At 40.9% G+C, this 18,897-nt stretch carries 21 protein-coding genes; 12 read left to right on the top strand and 9 right to left on the bottom strand.

The window, feature by feature from the left end:
* Positions 1 to 559: 559 nt before the first annotated feature.
* The gene (gene ltaE, locus AC6CHU_RS19190) at positions 560 to 1,591 is read left to right on the top strand and encodes a low-specificity L-threonine aldolase (RefSeq protein WP_498122607.1); all 1,032 of its coding nucleotides are present in this window, start codon (positions 560 to 562) and stop codon (positions 1,589 to 1,591) included.
* Positions 1,592 to 1,784: 193 nt separating this feature from the next.
* On the opposite strand, the gene AC6CHU_RS19185 is transcribed toward ltaE, so the two are convergent.
* Positions 1,785 to 1,961, bottom strand: coding sequence for a hypothetical protein (locus AC6CHU_RS19185; protein WP_159868243.1), 177 nt, complete (start codon positions 1,959 to 1,961; stop codon positions 1,785 to 1,787).
* 151 nt (positions 1,962 to 2,112) lie between these two features.
* Here AC6CHU_RS19185 and AC6CHU_RS19180 point away from each other — a divergent pair, with 151 nt between their 5' ends.
* Complete coding sequence (locus AC6CHU_RS19180; RefSeq protein ID WP_498122606.1) at positions 2,113 to 2,970, top strand: CAP domain-containing protein; 858 nt, start codon at positions 2,113 to 2,115, stop codon at positions 2,968 to 2,970.
* A 14-nt stretch (positions 2,971 to 2,984) separates the two neighbouring features.
* On the opposite strand, the gene AC6CHU_RS19175 is transcribed toward AC6CHU_RS19180, so the two are convergent.
* Positions 2,985 to 3,131 carry a YwzD family small protein gene (locus tag AC6CHU_RS19175; RefSeq protein ID WP_201306579.1) on the bottom strand — a complete coding sequence of 49 codons (147 nt, stop codon included), beginning with the start codon at positions 3,129 to 3,131 and terminating at the stop codon, positions 2,985 to 2,987.
* Positions 3,132 to 3,397: 266 nt separating this feature from the next.
* On the opposite strand from AC6CHU_RS19175, the gene AC6CHU_RS19170 reads away from it, so the two are divergent.
* Positions 3,398 to 3,526 carry a hypothetical protein gene (locus AC6CHU_RS19170; RefSeq protein ID WP_268891677.1) on the top strand — a complete coding sequence of 43 codons (129 nt, stop codon included), beginning with the start codon at positions 3,398 to 3,400 and terminating at the stop codon, positions 3,524 to 3,526.
* A 42-nt stretch (positions 3,527 to 3,568) separates the two neighbouring features.
* Here the strand turns inward: AC6CHU_RS19170 and AC6CHU_RS19165 are convergent, their stop codons facing one another.
* The gene (locus AC6CHU_RS19165; protein WP_498122605.1) at positions 3,569 to 4,489 is read right to left on the bottom strand and encodes a DMT family transporter; all 921 of its coding nucleotides are present in this window, start codon (positions 4,487 to 4,489) and stop codon (positions 3,569 to 3,571) included.
* A 169-nt stretch (positions 4,490 to 4,658) separates the two neighbouring features.
* Here AC6CHU_RS19165 and AC6CHU_RS19160 point away from each other — a divergent pair, with 169 nt between their 5' ends.
* From AC6CHU_RS19160 to AC6CHU_RS19150, 3 genes are all read left to right on the top strand, one after another.
* Positions 4,659 to 6,821, top strand: a complete 2,163-nt coding sequence (locus tag AC6CHU_RS19160; RefSeq protein WP_498122604.1) for a beta-propeller domain-containing protein — start codon at positions 4,659 to 4,661, stop codon at positions 6,819 to 6,821.
* A 351-nt stretch (positions 6,822 to 7,172) separates the two neighbouring features.
* Positions 7,173 to 8,177, top strand: coding sequence for a DUF3231 family protein (locus AC6CHU_RS19155; protein WP_498122603.1), 1,005 nt, complete (start codon positions 7,173 to 7,175; stop codon positions 8,175 to 8,177).
* A gap of 106 nt (positions 8,178 to 8,283) precedes the next feature.
* Positions 8,284 to 8,691 carry a hypothetical protein gene (locus tag AC6CHU_RS19150; protein ID WP_159868257.1) on the top strand — a complete coding sequence of 136 codons (408 nt, stop codon included), beginning with the start codon at positions 8,284 to 8,286 and terminating at the stop codon, positions 8,689 to 8,691.
* Positions 8,692 to 8,726: 35 nt separating this feature from the next.
* Here the strand turns inward: AC6CHU_RS19150 and AC6CHU_RS19145 are convergent, their stop codons facing one another.
* The gene (locus tag AC6CHU_RS19145) at positions 8,727 to 9,110 is read right to left on the bottom strand and encodes a globin domain-containing protein (protein ID WP_498122602.1); all 384 of its coding nucleotides are present in this window, start codon (positions 9,108 to 9,110) and stop codon (positions 8,727 to 8,729) included.
* Positions 9,111 to 9,260: 150 nt separating this feature from the next.
* On the opposite strand from AC6CHU_RS19145, the gene AC6CHU_RS19140 reads away from it, so the two are divergent.
* Positions 9,261 to 9,467 (top strand): zinc ribbon domain-containing protein, encoded by a 207-nt coding sequence (locus AC6CHU_RS19140; RefSeq protein WP_159868263.1) that lies wholly within the window; start codon positions 9,261 to 9,263, stop codon positions 9,465 to 9,467.
* Positions 9,468 to 9,584: 117 nt separating this feature from the next.
* Positions 9,585 to 10,412: an aldo/keto reductase gene (locus AC6CHU_RS19135; RefSeq protein WP_498122601.1), complete on the top strand. Its 828-nt coding sequence runs from the start codon at positions 9,585 to 9,587 to the stop codon at positions 10,410 to 10,412.
* A 41-nt stretch (positions 10,413 to 10,453) separates the two neighbouring features.
* On the opposite strand, the gene AC6CHU_RS19130 is transcribed toward AC6CHU_RS19135, so the two are convergent.
* Complete coding sequence (locus tag AC6CHU_RS19130) at positions 10,454 to 10,654, bottom strand: hypothetical protein (protein WP_159868269.1); 201 nt, start codon at positions 10,652 to 10,654, stop codon at positions 10,454 to 10,456.
* A 161-nt stretch (positions 10,655 to 10,815) separates the two neighbouring features.
* Here AC6CHU_RS19130 and AC6CHU_RS19125 point away from each other — a divergent pair, with 161 nt between their 5' ends.
* Complete coding sequence (locus AC6CHU_RS19125; RefSeq protein WP_159868272.1) at positions 10,816 to 11,388, top strand: hypothetical protein; 573 nt, start codon at positions 10,816 to 10,818, stop codon at positions 11,386 to 11,388.
* 31 nt (positions 11,389 to 11,419) lie between these two features.
* On the opposite strand, the gene AC6CHU_RS19120 is transcribed toward AC6CHU_RS19125, so the two are convergent.
* Entirely contained in the window at positions 11,420 to 11,719 is a 300-nt protein-coding gene (locus AC6CHU_RS19120; protein WP_498122600.1) for a hypothetical protein, read from the bottom strand.
* A gap of 165 nt (positions 11,720 to 11,884) precedes the next feature.
* On the opposite strand from AC6CHU_RS19120, the gene AC6CHU_RS19115 reads away from it, so the two are divergent.
* From AC6CHU_RS19115 to AC6CHU_RS19105, 3 genes are read left to right on the top strand one after another with little or no spacing between them, the layout of a single operon-like run.
* Positions 11,885 to 12,403, top strand: coding sequence for a hypothetical protein (locus tag AC6CHU_RS19115; RefSeq protein WP_159868278.1), 519 nt, complete (start codon positions 11,885 to 11,887; stop codon positions 12,401 to 12,403).
* A gap of 4 nt (positions 12,404 to 12,407) precedes the next feature.
* Entirely contained in the window at positions 12,408 to 12,551 is a 144-nt protein-coding gene (locus tag AC6CHU_RS19110; protein ID WP_201306580.1) for a hypothetical protein, read from the top strand.
* A gap of 24 nt (positions 12,552 to 12,575) precedes the next feature.
* Complete coding sequence (locus tag AC6CHU_RS19105; protein ID WP_159868281.1) at positions 12,576 to 12,911, top strand: DUF3889 domain-containing protein; 336 nt, start codon at positions 12,576 to 12,578, stop codon at positions 12,909 to 12,911.
* A gap of 53 nt (positions 12,912 to 12,964) precedes the next feature.
* Here AC6CHU_RS19105 and AC6CHU_RS19100 read toward each other — a convergent pair whose 3' ends face one another.
* The 3 genes from AC6CHU_RS19100 to AC6CHU_RS19090 all read right to left on the bottom strand — a co-directional run bounded on the left by AC6CHU_RS19100 (position 12,965) and on the right by AC6CHU_RS19090 (position 18,896).
* A complete protein-coding gene (locus AC6CHU_RS19100; protein ID WP_251283030.1) occupies positions 12,965 to 13,519 on the bottom strand; it encodes an HAD hydrolase-like protein in 555 nt (184 codons plus the stop codon).
* 87 nt (positions 13,520 to 13,606) lie between these two features.
* Positions 13,607 to 17,053: a methionine synthase gene (metH, locus tag AC6CHU_RS19095; RefSeq protein ID WP_251283031.1), complete on the bottom strand. Its 3,447-nt coding sequence runs from the start codon at positions 17,051 to 17,053 to the stop codon at positions 13,607 to 13,609.
* Positions 17,046 to 18,896: a bifunctional homocysteine S-methyltransferase/methylenetetrahydrofolate reductase gene (locus AC6CHU_RS19090; protein WP_251283049.1), complete on the bottom strand. Its 1,851-nt coding sequence runs from the start codon at positions 18,894 to 18,896 to the stop codon at positions 17,046 to 17,048. The genes metH and AC6CHU_RS19090 overlap by 8 nt, the downstream gene beginning before the upstream one ends.
* Between the last annotated feature and the right edge of the window lies 1 nt (position 18,897).

The following is an 18,897-nucleotide window of genomic DNA, read 5'->3' as shown; positions in this document are numbered from 1 at the left end:
TATCACTGTGTAAATGATATTAACATAAGCAAATGTGAAAAGTTGTGACAAATATCAAAAGGAAATATATGTAAGAACTTTGAACCGCTTTTTATTTTCTATAAATAGCAATATAACAACGGTTCTGCTGCATTATCGAACTTTTGAACAACTTTTGAACTTTTTTTATGAAATTTTCACCATGGCTGTTTTCGTATATTTTGTTGCTATTTGTATTATATTTACTGAGATAATTAGAGCGGGGGTAGCGGGCCAGGTGAGGCCCCGCAGACGCGCAGCGCCGAGGAGCCTTAGGCGCAAGCCTCGCGGAAAAGGAGCATCCTTAGCGGCCAACAACGGACAACACTATAAGCAGAAAACAAAAATTAATACGAAAAGAAAAGAGCCTTCAATAATAAAGGAAGATATACAAAAAAGGTGACTCTTCGGACAGAAAAGGATTTTTCATAACAGGAAAATGATTTTGATTAAAAGCCTGTAAGTGCTCTTTCTTATTTATTGAAAAATACAGAATACTGCAGTAACATAAAGTAAAATTAGATAGAGACAGGGTGAGGACATGATTGATTTAAGAAGCGATACAGTCACAAAGCCGACTGAAGCAATGAGAAAAGCGGCTTATGAAGCTGAAGTTGGAGATGATGTTTATGGAGAGGACCCTTCAATAAATATACTGGAGGAAAAAGCTGCTGAAGTGCTTGGAAAAGAAGCGGCACTTTTCGTAACAAGCGGAACACAAGGAAACCAGATTGCCATATTAACACATTGCCGTCCTGGCAATGAAATAATCCTCGAGGCAGAAAGCCATATATTTTACTATGAAAGCGGAGCTCCATCTGCATTCGCCGGTGTACAGACCAGAACGTTAAACGGGACAAGAGGGGCCATGAATCCCGCTGACTTGGAGTTTGCCATCAGGGGAGAGGATCAGCATTTTCCTGAAACTGGCTTAATTTGCCTTGAAAATACCCATAATCGAGCAGGCGGTGCCGTGATTCCCATTGATAATATGAAAGATATTCATCGTATCGCAAATTCCAATGACATTCCCGTACATATAGATGGAGCACGATTATTCAATGCCGCTGCAGCACTGAACCTCCCGGCTTCTGAATTAGCAAAGCATTGCGACACTGTCCAGGTATGCCTATCCAAAGGGCTGGGTGCTCCGGTCGGATCCATACTGGCAGGAAACAGAGATTTTATAACAGCCGCGAGAAAATGGCGCAAAAGACTTGGCGGGGGACTAAGGCAGGCTGGCATCATAGCGGCTCCCGGAATTATTGCTTTAACACAAATGAGAGAACGTTTGGCTGAGGACCATGAAAATGCCCAATATCTTGCACAGCAACTAGGCCAAATCAATGGGATTGAAATCGTAAATCAGGTAGATACAAATATCCTTGTGGCCGATGTAAAAAACCTTAAGATGAATTCATCGGAATTTGTTGAAAAATTAAAAGCCCAAGGAGTTCTATCTGGAACTTTTGGACCTAGTTATGTGCGTTTCGTTACTCACTATGATGTGAACAGAAACCAGCTTGAACAAGCAATAACAGCCATTCAAAAAACAGCAGCACAAACTGTTTAATATGACAAACGCATGTCTTCCGGCATGCGTTTTTTTATTTCTGCACACGTGATAATTGGAGCAGGGGGGCAAGAGAACCATTTGTATTTTTTTTACTCAAATCAGGAGTGCTGACCCGAAGATGAAAACAAGGAGAAGACCCATCCATTAGACTGCCTTGATCTGATAACCACAAAGCTTAACGAAACTTGATTTAATAATATCCCTGCTGAGTAACAACAATGTAATGTCCGGTGTGCAAATGACTCTGATGCCAAACACTGTGAAAGGGGTATCCCTGATGGATAGCCTGCCACCAGGGCCCATATTGGATCTGCGGATATCCGTAGTAATGCGCACCATTCATGCCTGTAATGATATATTGCCTCAAAGCTGTTTCCTCCTTGTCATTTTTAAAAATAATCTATGCAAAAGCTTTTAATGTGGCTCTTGAAGATTTCTCTAATTTTCCACCTATACTTTAGGTCTTAATCCGTATGATAAAAAAGTAAAACTAACACTTTTTAAAGGAGAATAAGACCATGCTATTAAAGAAAAGTTTCTTTATTGGTGCTTTCCTGATTCTAACTCTTGCAGCATGTAATAATTCGCAGCAGGGAATGGATACAGGGGAGTTAACCGGGGATGACCTTCAAGAAATTAGCCAGCCTAATAATGTGAATGTGGATAGGGAAAGACGGGGAACAGCTCCGCTTGAACTGCAAAAAGTAAATAATGGGTACCTCACAATTGACCAGAACTCTTACAGTACTTCCACTCCAAGCGGGGAATTTCCTCATAGTCAAGTAACAGAAGATGGCGGAATGCCACTCATTCAGTTTGGAGAAGGCAATCAGCAAAATGAAGGAATACAAGGCGGACCGGCTGGGGATCAACCTGCACAGCCATTTAACCAAGAGGGCCAGCAGCCTCAGGCACCTGGAGAACCCCCCACACAGGAAGGGACCGGACAGGCTCCTCAAGGACAAAATGAACAGGCACCAGCAGCTCAAAATGATGAGGTAAACAATTTTGAATCAAAAGTAATTCAATTAACCAATGCAGAACGGGAGAAGAATGGCCTAAAAGCTTTAAAGGCAGATAAACCCCTAAGCGGTGTTGCACAGGCGAAATCAAACGATATGCAGCAGAAAAATTACTTTTCCCATACAAGTCCTACTTATGGTTCACCATTTGATATGATGAGGGATTTTGGGGTAAACTATAGCACCGCCGGTGAAAACATTGCGATGGGACAGCAGAGTCCCGAACAAGTGGTTCAAGCATGGATGGAAAGTGAAGGGCATCGGAAAAATATTTTAAACGGCAGCTTTACACATATTGGCGTAGGTTATACAGAGGACGGATCTTATTGGACACAAATGTTCACAGCAAAATAAAGGAAATCGGCTTATTAGCCGATTTCCTTTTTATTGATTATAGGTTCAAGCTGACTCTTTATATCATCAAGCAGTTGATGGATGGTCATTTCTGTATCAGTTTGCCCTTTATCAAGGGCAGATTCCAATAGCTTTTCAAAATCACTAAAGTTAGATTTCATAATAGACACCTTCAAGCAGCAATGTATTTTATGACTCTATACCCTTTTAAGATTTTTTAAAACTCACTATATACTATTATCCTGCCAGCTGAGGCGTGAGAAAAATGAACAATCATTCAATTACTTTTTGTCTAAATGATTGATATCCCGTAAAGCCGGGTATTTATAATTAATAATATTTCTCAACTGCCCCCATACCTGTCAACTGAACAGCGAATAGTATATCAGGAAAGAAATCATAGATTGCTATATTGGAGGGTCTGGTTATGAGATTGGTGCAAATGGATATTGATCAGCTATTGGAAGCCACATCGGAAATTGCCGAAGAAGATCTTGGCCATATGATCAGACAGGTGGAAATTGATCATTTATTAGAACGTACCCAGGATTGGTAATATATATGGAACTCCCCCAAGCCAGGAGCTGAGGGGGAGTTTTTATGCTGAAAAATTATTTTTTTGTGAATGATTCTTTAACCGAAAAGACTTCCTGGAAGATAGGACTACGCCGATAATCACAATTCCACCGCCAATTACCTGATAAAAATACAATTTTTCCTGTGTAAACCCCAGCGCGAAGATAATTGCAAAAACAGGAAGAAGATTCAGAAATACCCCTGCTTTAGCCGCTCCGATTATTCGAACTCCAAAATTCCACGATAGAAAAGCCATAATGGAAGCTAAAAACCCAACATACAGCAAGATTCCTATGGAGGAAAGAGTGAAGACTGGTTTTGCCGCTTCCATCCAAATGTATTCAAACATGCTTATAGGTGCCAAAAGTAAAATACCAAGAAATACGGTTACATAAAAAGCCGACAGCAAAGGCAAGATGTCTGCATATTTTTTGCCGATCACAGAATACAATGCCCACAGAAAAACCGCTGCCAAAACGTAAAAATCACCGTCATTTATTTTCCATGAAAGAAACACATCAATTGACCCCTTTGAAATGACAAATAAAATGCCAAAGACGGACAGGATGATTCCGGCTGCCTGATGTGCCAGAAGCTTTTCTCTTAAAATAAATACAGCCAGCAGCGCGATACATAAGGGGCTTGTACTATTGACCACCGACGCATTAATCGAGGTGGTGTACTGCAGTGCAAAATAGATGATCGTATTGTAGCCGGCAACACCCGTCACAGCTAAAAGCAGCAGGATTCGCTTATGTTTTTTTAAAATAGCCAAATCATGCTTAAGCTGCTTTATCATAAAAGGGGTTAACACCAGAAAGGCAATGATCCAGCGCATAAGGGAAAAGAAAACAGGCGGGAAATAATCGACACCCATTCTCCCTATAACAAAATTACCTCCCCATATCATATTCGCTAATATCAGCAATAGAAAACCGTTCATTTTGTTTCTCTCATCCAGCAACCATGAAAACCTTCTTCCTTAATTGTAATAAATAAAATTTTACCCTTATCATCAAGATAATTCATTCATTTCGGAAAAGTTTTTCTTGAAAAATTTGTAACTATTGGAAAAGGCAACGCGTCAACTTACTTAAAAAGGGGTGTCAATTATGAAAAATAAATGGCTTCTGTTTGGCGGCATCACAATAACATTACTAATCCTGACGTCGTTTCCTTTCTTTAACAGATTAACAATAGTCAGTTCTTTGGCAGAAAGTAAGGAAGAATTAATTGTTTTATCCAATAAAGTATGGGAGGTAACGTTTTCAAAGGAACTTGATCCAGAAAGTGTTAGCAGTGCTTCAGTTTATGTTCTGAATGACGAGGGAGAAAAAGAGAAGGTAAAAATTTTACTCAAAAACAATCTTAAATCCATAGAAGTTCAGCCGCCTGATGAAGGATATAACCTTCATTCACCGCATTATACATTGGTCATCACAAATCATATTAAAACAAAGAGAGGACAAAATCTAAATGGATCAGTAAAAACAGCCTTTAAAGTAATAAATACATTGCCGGCAATCGGTTCAAAAGATGAATTGAACAGGTTTTTTTCAAAAATGCTTAAAGAAGAAAGGACTTTCCTATTAGACAGGGAAGTGGCAATAAGTGAGGATAGCAGTGCAAAGAGTTCAGCAGAGTCCGCAGGGACAGATTATTCGGGAACAAATGTGCAGGTTTCAGGTATCGATGAAGCCGATTTACTAAAAACAGACGGAACCCACATCTACAAAATCTCCGAAAATAAAGTTCAGATTATCAAAGCTGTTCCGGCAGATAAAATGGAAATGGAATCTCAGTTAACCTTCAGTGAGGATTTTACTCCCTTTCAGTTATTTATTGAAGACAATCAATTAATCGTTATGGGCCACAGTTATAAAGATGTTCGAAAACACATTAGAAATGTGCCTTCAGAAAAAATGATTGCACCTGCATACCAATCCACCAAAACAATTGTTTATAATATCGAAAATAAACAAAAGCCAAAACAAATCAGAGAGGCAGAGGTTGAGGGCAGCCTGCTTGCTTCGAGGCTAATGGATGGAAAAGTATATTTAATTACAAGCTATTATCCCGAATATTGGATATTGGAGAAACATAAAAATGCAGACCTGCGCCCCCGCTACTATGATACTGCCCAAAGCATGGAAGAGCAGTTTGTAGATTACAATAAGATAAAATATTTTCCCGATTCCCATCAAGCAAATTATATTAATATAGCTGTGATGAATGTAAGAGCCAACAGGGAGCCATTATCTGTCTCTAGCTATTTAGGCAGCGGAAATGAATTTTATATGTCCAAACATAATCTATATTTAGCAGCCACCCATTACAATGAAGAGATTGCAGACAGAAAGATGCCGCATCCGGATACGAGCATATATAAGTTCAATCTAAAAGACGGAAAGGTAGAATTCCAGACTTCTGCGGAAATAAAAGGAACCGTTTTAAATCAGTTTTCAATGGATGAATATAAAGGAAACTTCAGGGTCGTAACAACTAAAGGGGAAGCCTGGGATGGCAGAAACCCTTCATCCAATAGCCTTTACATTTTGGATAAGAATTTAAAACAGATCGGCCAGCTTGAAGACCTGGCAAAAGGGGAGAGAATTTATTCTGCAAGATTTATGAATGAGCGGATTTATATGGTGACATTCAAGGAAACCGATCCTCTCTTTGTTATTGATGGCTCAAATCCGGAAAAACCTTCTATTCTCGGAGAATTAAAAATTCCGGGCTTCAGCAATTACCTGCACCCCCTGGATGAAAACCATCTCATAGGCTTTGGACATGATACAAAAATTGCCGGAGGAAAAGCAGCTGGCGGCCAGCCTGTAATTACCACGGACGGTATTAAAATCTCTTTATTCGATGTAAGTGATACTAGTAATCCTGTCGAAAAAGATAACGAAATCATCGGGGGACGCGGTTCCTATTCCCCTTTAAATTACGATCACAAAGCGCTGCTTGTGGATAAAAAGAAAAATCTATATGGACTCCCCATTTCGATCTATCAAAATAAAAAAGGCAGCCAGTTTGAATCCACATTTGACTTCCAGGGTGCGTTAATATACAAAATTACTGTCGAGAACGGGATCGAGCTCCAAAGTAAAATTACCCATCAGACAGAAGAAACAATCTATGAAGAATGGGAAAATGCAATCGAAAGGCTTATTTATATCGGTGACTACATTTATAGCATATCTCCTGGAAAAATTAATGCCTATCATACAGATGCTTTCCAAAAAGCAGGAGAACTGAAGTTAAATTAAACTAAGAGAACTGGCCTTACGGCTGGTTCTTTTTCTGATTGATTGCAGAGGAAGGCAGGAGATCCTCGAATATACATACACATTTTATTTAGGAGGGAGACACCTTATATATAGCGAAAATCTGAAAAAGTTGATTCAATCCACATGAAAGACGCCTCTTCTTCAAACAATCTGCTCCAATACACATAATATTGAAAGGTAAAGAACAGCACTTTATACAAAAAAAGCTTTTCATATATAGAAATTAATACCGGAAAACCATTTCCATATTTTTGAATAACTTTATAATTAAACGGCTATTATAAAGTTTATAGTATATAAATATAATTTTCCTAAATGGCTGGTGAGTTTATGAACGGCAGCAGTATTCCTAAATTAATATCGTCCGAAATGGCCATGCTTTGGAATACCTATATAGCAGATACAGCAGCAGTCTGTTGTATAAAGCACTACATTAAAACAAATGAAGACCCGGATGTCCTGCCGGTATTGAACTACGCGCTAACTATCGCGAAGGATCACATAGACGAAATTGCCTCACTCTTTAAGATGGAGGAATTTCCCTTACCTGATGGATTTAATGAGGAAGACCTGTACATTGACGCTCCTAAATTATTCTCAGACATAACCTATCTAAGATTCATGCATCATTTAGGAAGAACCGGATTGAATGCCTACTCACTTGCTAAATCAGTCTCCGCTAGAGAAGACGTGCGCAGCATGTTTAAAAAATACTATGAACAAACCGAAAAATTATTTGATATGGCGTCTGAAGCTATGCAGGAAAAGGGCTTCTTCATTCGATCACCCTATATTGAATATCCTAAGAAAGTAAAGTATGTTTCAGACCATCAATTCCTTGGTGGAATTATTGGAAAGAAGCGTCAGCTGCTGGCCATCGAAATTGCCCACCTGGGCACGAATATTGAGCTCTCGAATATTGCCAAAACCATGCTTTTAGCTTTCAGCCAGGTAGCTCAGGAAAAAATGATAAGCAATTACTTCAAAAAAGGCTATGACATGAGCCTGGAGCATGTTGAATATTTCCTCAACGTGTTAAAAAATGACGATGTATCCTATCCAAGCACATGGGATGGGTCGATTACAGACTCTACGAAGGCACCTTTTTCGGATAAATTAATGATGTTTCTCATTTCAAGTATAACAGCGGTAGGGGTAATGGACTTCGGAATAGCCATCGGCGCAAGTGTCCGAAAAGACCTGGCTATCCAATATGCTAAAATGATGATCAAGGCCGGTAATTTTGCTGACGATGGAGCAAAATTGATGATCGACAACGGCTGGCTGGAAAAACCGCCTCAATCCCTTAATAGGGAAGAACTCAGAAATAAATAAGGATGAAGCATTCTTTCCTAAGGAATGCTTCTTTTTTATGAGTGCCTGCTGGAAAATTGGGGTAATAGAATACTAGCTTACAAAATAAAGAAGGAGATGAAACTGAATGTGTAAATGGATGCTTGCTTTTACCGCATGCATGATGCTGACAGCCTGCAGCGGGGGAGAAGAGAAAAAAGATGAAGCCGCAAAGAAAGAAAACAGCAGCCAGGAATATAATGAAGCTACTAACACCGAAGGGGAAAAAAAGCCACTCTCAATTGCCGAGCTGGATGAACGCATTGATGAGGGTATGAATATAGATACCTACTCTGCGGAAGTACAGTCATGGTCTGAAAAGGGCCAGCTGGAAATGAAAGAAACAGTAGTCGTTGAAGATGAAAATACCTCATCAGCAGATATTCTTCAGCTTGCTGATGGATTTTTAGGTGTTGCATATGATGAAAAAGAAGTGACAAAAGTAAAAATGTTCCAGTCAGCAGAGCATGCAAAAGAATATTTTGAATCACTTTAATAAATGTGGGACCTTCCGGACGGAAGGTCCTTTTTTCATTCTGGACTGTTTACCATAATTGCTGCAACCTGCATTAATCGATCATAGAAAAGGACAGAAGCAGGATTTTGTTCAAGACCAGCCGCCTTAAAGGCCTCCTTCATACAGGCAAGCCATCTTTGCGCTCTTAATGAGGTAATTTCAAATGGAAGATGTCTTTGCTTCATAGCCGGCGGACCGAACTCCTGGCTGTAAAGTGGCGGTCCTCCAAGAAATTGGGTTAGAAACATTTTTTGTTTTCGCTTAATTTCCTCTATGTCTCCTTCAAATAGGGGACTTAAAACGGGATCTGCATACACACGCGGATAAAACGCCTCAACAAGTTTGTCTATAGTTTCAGTTCCGCCTAATTCTTCAAATAGTGTTTTAAACTCTTGCACGTTTTTTCACCTGCTCGTAATCCATTATTTTAATACAAGTATATAGTACTTACCTTACATAAAATGTGATATAAATCACAGTAAAATTTTATTGAAACCTTGTTTCGATTAGCACGTATATATTAAGAAAGCATTTGAAAGGGTGAGGGTATGGAAAGAAAAGGGTGTATCAAGTGCGGAAGCAGTGACGCCGGCCAAAAAGAAGTTGCCATGACTGGTACTGGACTTTCCAAAATGTTTGATGTTCAGCATAACCGATTTCTGGTCGTTTACTGTAAAAACTGCGGGTATTCAGAATTTTATAATAAAAACTCTTCCACTGCCGGAAATGTTCTGGACTTTTTCTTCGGAGGCTAAATATATTTATCAAGCATTGCCCTCATACGGCAATGTTTTTTTAAGCAAAAAATTTTGTTAACCGAAAGAAATGTGAGAAAATTATCCAGTACCCAATCTGATAAAAGAGGTGAAAGAATGGAAAATTTACAATCTGCTGCATCATTACATAACGGTGTCAAAATGCCTTGGCTGGGACTGGGTGTTTTTAAGGTTGAGAACGGAGACGAAGTTGTCCAGTCAGTTAAATCAGCTATTAAAGCAGGATATAAAAGCATTGATACGGCAGCGGTCTATCAGAATGAAGAGGGCGTAGGCCAGGCAATTAAGGAAGCTGGCATACCTCGGGAAGAGCTTTTTATTACCACGAAGGTCTGGAATTCTGACCAGGGCTATGATTCCACAATCAATGCATTTGAAACCAGTCTTGAAAAGCTGGGTCTTGAGTATATCGACCTTTACCTGATTCACTGGCCTGTGAAAGGGAAATATAAAGAAACATGGAAAGCCCTTGAAACTCTATATAAAGAGAAGAGAGTAAAGGCAATTGGTGTGAGCAACTTCCATATTCATCATCTGGAAGATCTATTGAAGGATGCTGAGATAAAGCCAATGGTCAATCAGGTAGAGCTTCACCCTTTACTCAGTCAGTCTGAGCTTAGGGACTTCTGCAGGAATCATGACATTCAGATAGAAGCATGGTCACCGCTCGCACAGGGAGAGCTTCTTGAAAATGCAGCATTGAAGGAAATTGGCCAAAAGTACGGCAAATCAATTGCACAGGTAATCTTAAGATGGGATCTGCAGAATGAAATTGTGACAATCCCCAAATCTGTAAAAGAACATCGCATCATTGAAAATGCTGATATATTTGACTTTGAGCTTTCTTCAGAGGATATGGACAAAATCAGCAGCTTAAAAGAAAATAGACGAATAGGTCCGGACCCCGACAACTTCAATTTTTAAATACGAGAAACCGGCAGGCACACAAGCCTGCCGGTTTCCTTTTATTCTTCAAAATACTCTCGAAAGTCTTCTGAATCGTTTTCGGTTTTATTCTTGTAGTAAGGATTATCTTCAGTTGAATTATCCGGGTCAAGATTGGTCTTTATTACCAGTGTCGGCCCAGAAGTATGTTTTGCAATCATTCGATCATCCAGTTCTTTAAAATCCGGCAGTTTTTGGCTTCCTGGTTTTAGTGGATCCATGGCTGCACCTCCTGATTCATAGCGTGCAATGAGCAGGCATCATTTATTCACTATCCCCTATAGTTCCTCAAAATGTTTGTACAGGCGAAAAAAAGGATATTAAGGAAGAAAACATTCTTTCGTACATAAATCCACACTGCTTTTCAATGGAGGAACACACAATGAGCATTTTTGAGAATATTTTGGACATCCTGGAGAAAAAGGGGGCTATATCAATCCCTTCTTTGCTGGATGAAATGAACAGGCAAAATAATTATCAGAGAGCCAGCACGAAACCTGTTGAATTATCACATGTAAAATCAGTGATCAGCAGGAAAAGAGAGCTCTTTCATATTAAAAATAATATAGTTACGATTGACCCCGATAAAGATCCAATTCTTTTAAGTGTAAGTATCGGGGGCTATCCAGGTCCATGGTACAAAATTGAAGTGGATTTCATTAACGGCCGTTTTGTTTACTTTGAATGGCATTTAAGTTCGTTCTCATCAAGAAATGAGCTGCCGGCAGTGTCAGGGAGCATTGAAGAATTTAAGAAAGAATTATATCGGCTGAAAATTTGGAAGTGGCAGGAGGAATACAAAAATCCGGGAATAATTTTGGATAGTGTGACATGGTCCGTAAAGCTGGTTACAAAGGAAAATATCTTTGAGAGTCAGGGGATTCAGGCTTTTCCTAATGGATGGGAAAAGTTTTGCATAGCACTTACGAAATTAACGGGAAAAGATATCTGCTAAAAGCTGCTGCTGGGAAATTGGCGGCAGCTTTTTAGTCTTCTGTTATCATCTTAAGGATAAAACTTTCATCTTCTTCATCAATATAAAGGCAATATTCTTCCTCCTCTGTTATTTCCAGCAGCTGCTGAAGCTCTTTTGGGATATGGATGGAGCCGTTGTCAGAAATAAGTCTTTTATTGTGGGTTGAATCCAAATTGGCTTTTTCAATAATAATTTGGTCATGATCGAAGCGTAATTCCGCCAGTTTTCCCGGCAAAAGCCCAAATTGGCTGCGCCACTTGCAGGGGAGCAGAACTTTGCCGGTTTTATTGAAGTTTTTACACTTGTACATGGTTAGCATGCAGATCAGCTCCTTCTATGCTTGTTAATCTATTACACATATCGGAACTTTCAAAACACGATTTTCAGCCAATTTCTAAAAAAGTTCATTAGACAAGGCAGAAAGGATGAATAAATTCCCTCTAAATACAAAACCTTTAAAAAAAGGTGGGGTAAGATGAAAAAGAAGCTGTTTTTGGTGCTTATTATTATCCTTTCCTGGCTGACTGTTCCATTTATAGGCAAGAAGGATTTTAAACGATTTTATCCGGCAGCAACCTTTATGGGGTTATATGTATTGATAGAAGGAATTATTGCTGAAAAGAACAAATGGTGGACAATTAAAACTCGTTTGCACTCAAAGCTCAGCGGTGAATTTCCATTGGTTTTAGGACCATTTTTTGCAGGGTCCATCTGGATTTTAAAACTGACTTATGGAAGGCCATTGATGTATATTCTTTTGAATGCTGTGGTTGATGCTTTTTTTGCCTACCCATTTTATACTTGGTTCAAAAAGATGGGGATTTGGAAGCTTCTCCGTTTTTCACAGCTGCAGCTATTTATGCTGTTCATTATTAAGTCAATATTAATGTATGTTTTTCATTTGGCATTTTTGGATAAAAAGGTGTTATCTGCGTCAGCTGAAGCCATTAAAAACTCATTCAGTAAATCCACCTACAATGAAAGCGAGGAGTGAAGTAATGGAAAAAAGAAAAGACGTTTCCTGTACGGATGATAAAGATATTCTCCACCATCTTATGGAAGAGCAAATTGCTTATATTTGTGTAGAAGAAGAGGAAGAACGAATGAAGGAAGAAACTATGAATAACATCAATAGCGATTAGAAGCTTTCCGAAAAGAGGTTTAAGATGAAGAAATTAATGATCAGTCTTATGGTATTAATGCTTGTAACAGAATACATTCCCATACGGGCATTGACCGGAGAAGCCTATGCAGAGAGACCGGAACCAGCATATGCAAAATGGGGCAGACTGGCTATGGAGACAGCGAAAGAGAAATACCCAAGGGCTAAAATCCTTGATTATTTGCATATTGGCAGAGAAAAGAGGCAGACGACAGAGATCGAAAAGTTCAAGCTGTGGATAGAGGATGGCGGCAAAGAGTTCGGTTTGTATATTGATATTGAATTTGATTCAAAAACAGAAAGAGTTATCAGGATTAATACTCGAAAATCGGCCAATTAAACCTGCCCTCAGAATATAACCAGGGACTTCTTCAATGAGAAGTCCCTGGTTTTTTAATTCTCAAATTCAAATTTTGAATAACAATCAATGGAGAAGTCTGCATAAGGGTTCGGATTGCGGAACGCACAGGTTTTTATGCCGATTTGTCTGGCAGGAATTAAATCTGTATCCTGGTCGCCAATGGCCAAATCAATATGATAACGCCGGTGAAGATATTCATAAGATTCCGGATGCGGCTTTAAGGAAAAACCATCATACTCCGGACAGATCACTTTTTCAAAATAGGCTGTGAGATTCCAATACTCCAACAGCTCCTCTGTGGAATGACGGTTTCGATGGGTAACGAGCACGTTTACGTTATTTCGTTCTAATATACCTCTTACATATGGGAATAATGGCTTCTCATTATGCTTAATAGCTGCTTCCAATTTACGAAAATCTTTAATTTTTTCAGGAGGAACATCAAATCTTTGATAAGCTGTCCCGTTTTTAAGGGGCAAGAGAACTTCCTCGGGTTTGAGTTCTTTGCCGGAAATGCCGATAAAAGCCTGAACCAAAGTAGGCCAAGTATCCAGAATCGTGCCATCTAAATCCCAAAGAACATTCATAAAAATCAACCTCCTTGCTATGTATACATTGTAAAGTCTGAGAAAGGGCAAAGGCAAATACCCGGCAATTTTTTGCCGGGTATCCCATTATCTCAATACATTAAAATATCTGGCTTCCGGATGGGCAAATACCATCGCAGATACCGAGGCTTCAGGCTCCATCATACATTCTTCAGTAAGCTGAACACCTATATCCTCAGGGCTAATAAGCTTAAACAGCTTTTTTTGGTCCTCAAGCTCAGGACATGCAGGATAGCCATACGAAAAGCGCTGCCCCTGGTATTTCGCTGCAAAACGGTCTTTCATCGTCATTTCAACCGGATCTGGGAAACCCCAGCGATCACGGATCTGGCGATGGATCAGCTCAGCAAGACCTTCGGCCGTCTCTAAAGCCAGGGACTGCAGGGCATGGCTTTCCAGGAATCGGCCTTCAGCTTTTAATCGATCTGCTATATTGCGGATCCCTTTCCCGGCTGTCACAGTAAAGAACGATACATAATCCATTTGACCGCTCTCTTTTGATTTAAGGAAATCTGCCAGACATAAGAATGGCTCTGTTTCCTGGCGCGGAAACTCAAATGTTTCGATGACCGTTTTTTCATCCTCTGCATAAATAAGAACCTTATCGCCATCAGACTGGGCAGGGAAGAACTGATAAACGGCTTTTGGCTCTATCCAGTTGTTTTCTTTAGCTTCAGCAATCAATTCATCAACCATTGTGTTAATTTTAATGGCTTTTTCATCTTTTTGAGCAAGCAGCTTTTGCAGGTTTCCTTTTAAGCCAAGGTGATGGCCAATCAGCATTTGCTTATTAATATAGGGCTCGATATGCGAAAGGGAGTATGCTTTCAGCAGATGCCGCTTTAAATCCTTTGGAACAAAAACCGGCACCTTTGTGCTGACAGTTGGTTTAGGCCTTACTGCAACTGCAACCGATCCCCGGTCAAAAGGTACTGCATTCAGCAGGGCTGCCTGTTTTTCAGCCTGCTCGCTTCGCAGTTTCTCCGCCTCTTCGGGCTCCTGAAGCTGATTGGCTAATGAGAGCCCGTTCATGGCATCCTTTGCATACAGGACAAGCCCATCGTATTCCTTGGAGATTTTTGTATCTGTGAATTTTCTTGAGAGTGCAGCCCCCCCAACTAAAATCGGAATATCAATTCCAGCCTGCTTCATGTCATGTGCCGTAATGACCATCTGCTGAGCAGATTTAACAAGCAAACCTGAAAGGCCGACCATATCCGGATTCTCGCGCCTGATGTTTTCAATAAGTTCAGCAGGAGTTACCTTAATTCCCAGGTCTATCACTTCATAACCATTATTGCTGAGAATGATATCAACTAAGTTTTTACCGATATCATGGACATCTCCTTTAACGGTTGCAAGGATGATTTTACCCTTTGACGAAGATTGTGCAGCATCTTTTTCCATATGCGGCTCCAGATAAGCAACAGAAGCTTTCATTACCTCTGCACTTTGAAGAACCTCTGCAACAATCAGCTGGTTATCATTGAACAATCTTCCTACTTCCTTCATGCCATTCATTAAAGGCCCATTAATGATATCCAGAGGAGCAGGGTATGCTTCCAGTGCCAAATCAAGGTCAGGCAGGAGCCCTTCTTTAGTTCCTTCGAGAATATAATAGGCGAGTCGTTCCTCCAATGTCATATCCGGCAGAACACTCTTGCTTTCTTTTTTCTTATCACGATAAAAATCAGTAAAGACAGCAAGTGATTCATCCGTAGTCTCAAAAAGAAGTTTTTCGGCCATTAAAACCTCTTCCTTGGAAATGGAAGCAAATCGTTCAAGCTTTTCCGTATTCACTATCGCATAATCCAGTCCCGCCTGGGTGCAGTGATATAGAAATACCGAATTCAATATCTCTCTGCCGACAGGAGGGAGGCCGAATGATACATTACTGATACCCAGAATGGTTTGTACCTCCGGAAGAGCCTCTTTAATAAGTCTGATTCCATCTACCGTTGCCTTAGCAGACCCGATGTATTGTTCATCTCCTGTGCCGACAGGGAAGACGAGAGGGTCAAAAATTAGATCCTGGGGCGGGATATGATATTTATTTACAAGCAGATCATAGGAACGCTTTGCAATTTCGAGTTTGCGTTCCGCCGAAACACCCATTCCTTCTTCATCAATTGTTCCTACCACTACAGCCGCACCATAGCGTTGGATAAGCGGTGCGATTGCCTCGAATCTTTCCTCGCCATCCTCGAGGTTAATCGAATTTATGATGGCTTTTCCCTGTGAATAGGTGAGTGCCTTCTCGATAACTGCTTCGTCAGTTGAATCAATGACAAGAGGGACTTTAATTTTCTTTACTAATTCCTTGATAAAGTTTTCAACATCCTGCATTTCATCACGATCAGGATCTGCCAGGCAAATATCAATAACATGGGCTCCGCCTTTAACCTGGGCTCGGCCTATCTCAGCCGCTTCCTCGAACTTTCCTTCAGCAATCAGCCTTTTAAACTTGCGTGAGCCAATAACATTTGTACGCTCTCCGACCATAATGGGCCTTAAGGTCGGGTCGTCATAAATCAGAGGTTCGATTCCGGACACTTTATGAAGGGAATTGCCCTCATAATTACGTGGTTTATAATTTTTTACCGACTCAGCAATTGACTGAATATGTTCCGGGGTGGTACCGCAGCAGCCGCCGACAATATTCAGCCAGCCTTCCTTGGCAAACCCCTCAAGCTTGCTCGCCAATGATTCGGGTGTTTCATGGTACTGTCCTTCTTCATCAGGCAATCCGGCATTTGGATAGCAGCTGACAGCTGTAGAAGCCAATCCTGACAAGGAACGAATATGGTCCTGCATGAACTCGGGTCCTGTCGCACAGTTGAGTCCAACTGCCAGCGGCTGCATATGTTCAAGCGAAATATAAAAGGCTTCAATCGATTGGCCTGCAAGGGTTGTGCCCATCGGTTCAATCGTTCCGGAAACGATCAGAGGAAGTTTAATTCCTGTCTTTTCTGATGCCTTTTCGATGCCGATAAATCCAGCTTTTACATTCAGCATATCCTGGCTGGTTTCCAGGAGGAGAAGGTCTGCACCGCCTTCGATTAATCCTCTGGCCTGCTCCTCGTAAGCTGCTATCATGTCTTCAAATGTAGAACCGCCTGTTACACTCAGCGTTTTCGTCGTAGGTCCCATGGCGCCAGCAACATATCTCGGCCATTCAGGAGTTGACATGCGGTCTGTGGCTTCTCTGGCAATTTCTACAGCAATTTTATTCAATTCATATGCTTTTTCTTCCAGATCATAATCTGCGAGAACAATGCTGGTTGCACCGAAAGTATTGGTTTCAATAATGTCTGCACCAGCTTTTAAATATTCTAGATGAATATGTTCAATCACAGAGGGTGCCGTTACGTTTAAATACTCGTTGCAGCCTTCATATTCCTCGCCGCCGAAATCATCTGCCGAAAGATTGGCTCTCTGAAGCATGGTGCCCATTGCTCCGTCCATAATCAGGATTTTCTTTTTTAACTGCTCCTGCAGTGATGGTTTACGCATGTTGTTTCCTCCTTGAAAGCCGTTCGGTTGTCTCACGGGCATAGTTTGATAGCTCGACAGTCATTTCATAGCGCATAAATGGAGTGATAAGGTAAATGCCATTAAACAGCTCTGCCGCAGCATCGATAAGCGACTTGGCAATGGCAATGCCTTCAGCGCCGGCTTTTGCAGGATCATCCTTTAAAGAGGCCATTCTGTTTCTAATACTGTCTGAGATCTTGATTCCCGGAACTTCATTATGAAGAAACTCCGCATTACGGCTGCCGGTAAGAGGCATTAAGCCTATATAAACAGGTGCTTTTAAATCTTTCACAGCTTCATGAACCTCAAGCAGCTTCTCTTCAGAAAAAACAGGCTGTGAAATGAAATAATCTGCACCGTGTTCAATTTTCTTTTCCAGCCTTCCAACAGCTTTTTCCAATGAACGGACATTGGGGTTAAATGCACCCGCAACAGAAAAGGCTGCTTTCTGGCCTAAGTCTTTCCCTGAAAAAGATAATCCTTCATTTAACTGCTTGATCATATTAATCAATTCAAATGAAGATACATCATACACGGAAGAGGCTCCCGGAAAATCACCGACACGGGCCGGGTCTCCTGTTACAGCAAGAATATCATTTAAACCAAGGGCATGCAGTCCCATTAAATGGGATTGAAGCCCGATAATGTTTCGATCTCTGCAGGTTACATGCACAAGAGGGCGCAATCCTGTCTGCTGTTTGACAAGATAGCCAAGTGCAGAGTTGCATACCCTTGGGGAAGCAAGAGAATTATCCGCAAGAGTAATAGAATCAATACCAGCTTCCTTCAATGCTTTGGCACCTTCAAAAAAGCGGGCAGTATCAAGCTTCCTTGGCGGATCGAGCTCAACAATCACCGATGGCCTTTCTCTGACAATATCCTGAAGGGGAGGGAGCTCTCTTGATGATTCCGTTTTTTCTGAAACGATAACCTTATTAACTGCTTTGATCTCTTTTTCCTCGATTGGCGGAAGTCCTTTTAGAACATCAGCAAATGCCTTGATATGATCAGGTGTTGTTCCGCAGCAGCCCCCAAGCAGGCGGACGCCCTGATTCCGAAATTCAATTGCAGACTGCCGGAAATATTCTGCATCACCTTCATAATGGAATTTGCCGTCCGTATAAGCAGGAATACTGGCATTTGGATATGCAGACAGATAGGCATGCTTTGGCAAAGGTACACTTTCGAGTGTTTTCAGCATATGATGGGGACCAAGCCGGCAATTGATTCCCACTACATCCGCGCCAATGCCGTCGAGCCTTGCCAGCGCATCAGAAATGGAAGTCTGGTTCTGCAGGACACCTGCTTCCTGAAGAGAAACCTGTGCGATAATCGGCAAATCGGTTTCTTTTCTGGCAATAGCCAGAACCGTCTCAAGTTCTTCAAGATCATAATACGTTTCCAGCAAGATGCTGTCCACACCTTCCAGCAGCAGACAATAAAGCTGCTCACGGAAGCTTCTTTTTATTTCCTCCAGTGTGATCATGTTTGGCTTAAACCCTCTTATCCCGCCAATTGTACCTGCAACATACGCGCGGCCACCGGCAGCTTTTTTGGCGATCCGGGCAGCAGCACCGTTTATTTCTTTCACAGAGTCTTCAAGGCCATATCGCTGCAGTTTAAGATAATTGGCCGCATACGTATTGGTTTGGATCAAATCAGCCCCCGCGCCTATGTACGCTTCATGGATATGCTGAATTTGTTCTGATTGAGAAAGATTCAATTCTTCAAAACAGCTGTCTGTGCCATAGGAGTAGAGGAGAGTTCCCATCGCGCCATCTGCTATGATGATTTCATTCTTTAATTTATCCAGGAAACTCATC

Source organism: Cytobacillus sp. GQ23 (assembly GCF_059758675.1).
Note: the sequence above shows the minus strand (reverse complement) of the source record. Positions and strands in the feature narration are given on the sequence as shown.